8 protein-coding genes are annotated in these 4,806 nt (G+C 53.1%); 3 read left to right on the top strand and 5 right to left on the bottom strand.

Annotated elements, in window-relative coordinates; genetic code table 11:
- Positions 1-494 (top strand): MobA/MobL family protein (locus GKA01_RS13440; protein ID WP_167506391.1); only part of this gene is annotated, 494 nt, incomplete at its 5' end.
- Between the two features lie 105 nt (positions 495-599).
- Here the strand turns inward: GKA01_RS13440 and GKA01_RS13435 are convergent.
- The 5 genes from GKA01_RS13435 to GKA01_RS13415 form a co-directional block, all read right to left on the bottom strand.
- Complete coding sequence (locus GKA01_RS13435) at positions 600-1,382, bottom strand: BRO-N domain-containing protein (protein ID WP_146864124.1); 783 nt, start codon at positions 1,380-1,382, stop codon at positions 600-602.
- Positions 1,383-1,656: 274 nt separating this feature from the next.
- Complete coding sequence (locus tag GKA01_RS13430; protein WP_146864121.1) at positions 1,657-2,028, bottom strand: hypothetical protein; 372 nt, start codon at positions 2,026-2,028, stop codon at positions 1,657-1,659.
- Between the two features lie 101 nt (positions 2,029-2,129).
- Positions 2,130-2,519 (bottom strand): helix-turn-helix domain-containing protein, encoded by a 390-nt coding sequence (locus GKA01_RS13425; protein ID WP_228120084.1) that lies wholly within the window; start codon positions 2,517-2,519, stop codon positions 2,130-2,132.
- 539 nt (positions 2,520-3,058) lie between these two features.
- Positions 3,059-3,595: a replication protein gene (locus GKA01_RS13420; protein ID WP_146864115.1), complete on the bottom strand. Its 537-nt coding sequence runs from the start codon at positions 3,593-3,595 to the stop codon at positions 3,059-3,061.
- Entirely contained in the window at positions 3,592-3,849 is a 258-nt protein-coding gene (locus GKA01_RS13415) for a mobilization protein (RefSeq protein ID WP_146864112.1), read from the bottom strand. Before GKA01_RS13415 ends, GKA01_RS13420 begins: the two co-directional genes overlap by 4 nt.
- 185 nt (positions 3,850-4,034) lie before the next feature.
- On the opposite strand from GKA01_RS13415, the gene GKA01_RS13410 reads away from it, so the two are divergent.
- Together GKA01_RS13410 and mobQ are read left to right on the top strand one after the other, a co-directional pair.
- Positions 4,035-4,268 carry a hypothetical protein gene (locus GKA01_RS13410; protein ID WP_146864109.1) on the top strand — a complete coding sequence of 78 codons (234 nt, stop codon included), beginning with the start codon at positions 4,035-4,037 and terminating at the stop codon, positions 4,266-4,268.
- 9 nt (positions 4,269-4,277) lie between these two features.
- Positions 4,278-4,806, top strand: a 529-nt coding sequence (mobQ, locus tag GKA01_RS13405; RefSeq protein ID WP_167506390.1) for a MobQ family relaxase, incomplete at its 3' end; no start/stop codon positions are given.

Genomic DNA, 4,806 nt, shown 5'->3' with positions numbered 1-4,806 from the left:
GCCAGGTGAACACGGCGCTGGAATGGCACCAGGTCGAACAGCGGGTGGATCACCGGAGCTTCGAGCGCCAGGGGAAGGAACAGGAGCCGACCCGGCATATGGGGGTTTCAGCGACCGCCATGGAGCGTCAGGCAGCCCGAGAGATTCCCGGCCGGGAGCCGGTGACGGGTTTAGGGAAGCAGAACGCGGAGATCCGCGAGCGGAACCGGGTGCTGGAAACCGCCCGCAAGGCCGTGGAGACGGCGCAGGAGCTATTTTCCAGCCTTGAGAAGCGGGCAAGGCTGGCGGTTGGTCTGGCCCGGAAGATCGGGCAGCGGATGGAGAGGGAGAGGGAGGCCGAGCGCCAGAGGAAAGAGCTGGCGCGTCAGGCTGAAATCAGACGCCAGCAGGACATTCGGATCGCTGAGGAGGCGCAGCAGAGGCAACTTGCGAAGGAGATCGAAGAACCAACATTCAGGCGGCCCCGAGATCGTGGGCCGAGTATGAGGTTCTAATGAGGGAGCTTATTTTCATTTTTCATTAATCCGTTATTTTGTTGCCCCGACAAGTAAATATACGTCTGTGTCGTTTTATATGTTCGGCAATACAAAAAATCAGATTTACCTAGGCCCCATTTGAGAAAGTAATTTTCTCACTCCCATTTCTAATTGAGGCATATAGGGCACTAACGTTGAAATTCTATCACTAAAATAATCAGGCATTCTTCCGGTTAGCCAATCATTTAAAACAAAAGCTCTAAAATCACCTATAACCCTTATAGGATAAGCACGGGCTTCTATTGTCATGGCTGGCGTCCAATGACGGTACATAATGGTATCTCTTAATATGTCGTCAGCATCTTCTCTTCTTTTTACTTTTGATGACCATAATCTACCTACTGATATATCTGGCCTTGGAGTTTGTGATAAGTCTCCAGTATCGGGAAAACGTATTCCTGATACAGTAAAAGCTCTACCAATTAAATAATCGACTTCTTCAAAAACAGAAAAATGAGTCTGATGATCAAAGCCACCTATTCTTTGTAATCTTTCAATCCAATCTCTAGACATTCCACCAGATAGAGAAAAATTACCTGTTCTCCTGATTTTAGGTAATACTGTGTCAGTTACCCATTTTCTAAATTTTTTAGCTTGTTCTTTTCTGCTTGTAAAAACTAGAGCATAAACTCCAGATTCATTTATTACTGCGACTGTTTGCCTTCCACCATTTGTTGATATTTCTCCAAAATCTCTTTCATCATTATCAAGTCTAGATATTGCATCGCTTGTATTTGATATTTCTAATAGATCAGTTACGTCTTTTGCTACAAACCAAGGAACATCTCCTTTCATAACAATGCGAACACTGCTTCCTTCAAAAGAAAACGGAATAATTTCGTTCATGGTTTTTTCCTAAAATTCTTTGAGTTACTGGCAACATTACTAATTATAGGCTCAATAAAAAACTCGCTACTACCGATCCCCTTGTTGCATCTGGCATCTGCAAAGGGGGTCGCTACTACCGATCCCCTTGTTGCATCTGGCATCTGCAAGGGGGGTCGCTACTACCGACCCCCTTGTTGCATCTGGCATCTGCAAGGGGGGTCGCTACTACCGATCCCCTTGTTGCATCTGGCATCTGCAAGGGGAGGGCGCTACTACGTCAATAGCGCGTTTATTAGAGAGGCAATAAAGGTTCGTCAGAGGACGGAAGGCGCAGTGCGGGCTGGCGTTGCTGTATGCCCTTTAGGCTTTCTCTCAAGACAGCATAGGCTTTGCTGGCGATGGCTTTGGGGATGGGGGCACCCGCGTTGGAAAGTTGAGCGATCATGCCGACAATTCTTTCTGCGTCTGACAGGTCTGACGCGTGTCTGACAGGTTTGCCTGATGTGATTTCGTCGGGATTTCTGGCGTTTTTTATGTGAGAACGAATAGCTCTGTCCAACCATTCGCCGATGGTCACATTGTCTCGTTTGGCGGCGGCAAGAGCGGCGTTTCGGATTTCCGGAGTGACGCCTCGAATAGACCACGGCTTAGGCTCGTCTGACATGTCTGACCTTTTTGTCTGTCATGTCAGACACTGTGCTTTCGATAGTCTGACATGTCACGTAAAACTGTCTGACATGTTAGACAAAGAGGCCGTCAAACAAGCTATGATGCCCCTCCTTGGAGAAGTTCGAGCTGCATGGGTGGCCTGTTTTCCGCGGCCTGTGCCTTACGGGCATCCAGTGAGCCATTCCATGCTACATGTGGGTTGATGAAATACACAGCCATCCCTCGGCCTTGTACACCTTCGATCCTGCGGCGTTCGCGACGGATCACGCCCATCTTTTCTAGCGTTCCCATGATGGTGCTGACGTTTTTGGGCGCACATCCGATCCGATCGGCGAGTTGGTCACGCGTGAGTAAAACTTCGCCTGTATCCTGCCGGAGATTGAGCAGCACCAGATCGAAAGCATGACGGACCTGATTTGGGCGATCATCTGACGATAATTCGCGGATGGCGTCCCAGATTGCGGCGGTCTGTATACGGCTCAACATGGTGAAACCTCCCGGCCAAAGTCCCTCAGTAGTGTCTGGTCGTGCTGCCTTTTGGAGCGCGTATGTAGCTCGTGAGATGGCTATACGCGCCTCTCCAGGCAAATGCTTCAGAAGTTCTTTAGACAGGAGCGAGAGCTGCTCTGCCGTCTGTGCGGCTTCCTCCTGTCCGGATCGCTGCGGCTTAGTGGTGAGGCGCACAATTCGGGCCATATCTCGCTCCTTGTGGAGAACCTGCCTTTAAGTCTCAGATTCTGAGGCCTAGTGGTCTCAGAATCTGAGACTTAAAACAATCTGTTTCTGCCTGATTCCTGCGGGATGTAGCGATCCCTAAGAAAGAGAAAAGAATCTAATCCCCCTGTTGTCCCCCCTTTTTGTGGTGGAAAACTGCCATTTCGATGTCTGTTCCGGCGCCCTACGGGCAGGCTACGCCGCTCCCGCTCCGCGCTCGCCCGGCCCCTGTAACGCCGGCAGAATCGGATAAGAGAAAATGGCTTAGGAAGCGATGAAGAAGCTGGCCGGCTTTCCTACCCCGGTGATGGTCAGGGGAGATACCAGCCAGTCACGTTCCCCTTAGGGTCCGCATACGGGAAGCAGACGGTCCCGCCTTTCTGGCGTTCCGTGGTCCATCCGTTCCCACGGCACATGGTCAGCAGGTCAAGGCTACCCTGCCGATCGAGGCCATAAGCCCGCTGTCCGGCCGGGGTGTTGGCCCAGCTCGCGGCCGTCTCCTGATTCCGGGCTTTCTGGTATCCTTCCGCATGCCCGGTTTCCCATCCGGACCGCTGACCGAAGAAATATCCCCCGCCAAACGCCACCAGAACGATCAGGAAGGCCGTCAGTCCCGTCCAGAGTAGAGATGAACGTATTTCGGTCTGACTGGCCTGTAGCGCCTCCTGTGAGGCTCCTGTGGCCTGTTTAAGCGCAGCCCGCATTTCGGCAGACAGGGTGTGTTCTTGCTGGTTCCGGGTGGCCTGATCAGTTCGGACGGCCCGGAGCAGACGGTTCGTCTCCGCCATTTCCCGGCCGAGCTGGTCGAACGCGGCCAGTCCGTCATCCAGCTCGCGTTCGTCGATCATGACCGATCAGGTTCCGGCTTCTGCCACCCTTCGAACGCCTTGTGGTCGTGGTCGCGGGTGATACGTTTCATCAGCTCGTCAATGACACGGCCGAAGCGTTCATCCTTTCCGGCCACGTCAATCAGTAGACCTCCGAGAATGACCTTGCGTCGGGTGTCCAGCTTGCGTTCCTCGGCGTTCTGTCTGGCGAGCAAAGCCTGATACCGGGCCTTCGCCTGTTCGACCTGCTGTTTCGCCTTCTCGATGGGTGTCATTTTTCCTCCCGCACCAAGTGGGTGCAATGGTCTGTTGTGGTTTCCATTTTCGCGTGACCCTGTTGAGGATACCTGATTTTCGGAAGTTTTCCTGATTTACCGTGGAGTGCAGACAACCCTTGTGACAAAGGAGTAAAGGGCGCACTTTAGCATTGCTTTGCAATGCGTGCGTTTGGATATTCCAAATGGAAAATAAGGAACTAACAATGGACTTAGAAATAACTCTTGACCGTGAGACACCCGAAGGAGCTGGTATGGGCGGTCATGCACAGATTGAATCTATAACTGATTCTGCGACAGGAGATGATCTAACAAGTTCTGTCGATCAGGGGCTATTTTTTCCTGACGAAGACCCTTCTAAATTGGAAAAATACCTAAAAGAAAAATTCGGAGATGATGTGACATATAGCGAGATTTGATTCTCGCACGTGGCGATCTACCACCTGTCCGTCAAATCCATCTCGCGTTCGGCTGGTCGCAGCGTTGTGGCTGCGGCTGCCTATCGTGCCGGTCAGGAGCTGACGGACGAGCGGCAGGGCGTGACACACGACTACACCCGCAAACAGGGGGTAGAAGATGCGTTCATCGTGGCTCCGGATGGTGCGGACTGGGCGCAGGACCGGAACGCTCTGTGGAACGCAGTCGAGGCAGCCGAGAAGCGGAAGGACGCCAAGACCGGCCGGGAATACGAACTGGCGTTACCGGCCGAGTTGGACGCGGGCGCACGGAAAGAACTAGCCCGGGATTTCGCCCGTGATCTGGTGGAGCGGTACGGGGTGGTGGCCGATGTAGCGATCCATGAACCCGGCCGGGAAGGGGACAACCGGAACCATCACGCGCACATTCTGACCACGACCCGGACGGCCGGGGCAGACGGGCTGGGGGCCAAGACGCGGGTTCTGGACGTGGCCAGCACCGCCTCGGCCGAGATCGAGCATATGCGGGGTGTGTGGGCGC

The organism is Gluconobacter kanchanaburiensis NBRC 103587 (assembly GCF_007988905.1).
GTDB lineage: Bacteria > Pseudomonadota > Alphaproteobacteria > Acetobacterales > Acetobacteraceae > Gluconobacter > Gluconobacter kanchanaburiensis.
The sequence above is the reverse complement of the archived record's forward strand: the minus strand, read 5'-3'. Positions and strand labels throughout refer to the sequence as shown.

What these genes read in the sequence shown, in the direction of transcription:
- GKA01_RS13435 (WP_146864124.1), bottom strand. Translation starts at nt 1,382, where the DNA reads ATGAACGAAATTATTCCGTTTTCTTTTGAAGGAAGCAGTGTTCGCATT.
- GKA01_RS13430 (WP_146864121.1), bottom strand. Translation starts at nt 2,028, where the DNA reads ATGTCAGACGAGCCTAAGCCGTGGTCTATTCGAGGCGTCACTCCGGAA.
- GKA01_RS13425 (WP_228120084.1), bottom strand. Translation starts at nt 2,519, where the DNA reads ATGTTGAGCCGTATACAGACCGCCGCAATCTGGGACGCCATCCGCGAA.
- GKA01_RS13420 (WP_146864115.1), bottom strand. Translation starts at nt 3,595, where the DNA reads ATGATCGACGAACGCGAGCTGGATGACGGACTGGCCGCGTTCGACCAG.
- GKA01_RS13415 (WP_146864112.1), bottom strand. Translation starts at nt 3,849, where the DNA reads ATGACACCCATCGAGAAGGCGAAACAGCAGGTCGAACAGGCGAAGGCC.
- GKA01_RS13410 (WP_146864109.1), top strand. Translation starts at nt 4,035, where the DNA reads ATGGAAAATAAGGAACTAACAATGGACTTAGAAATAACTCTTGACCGT.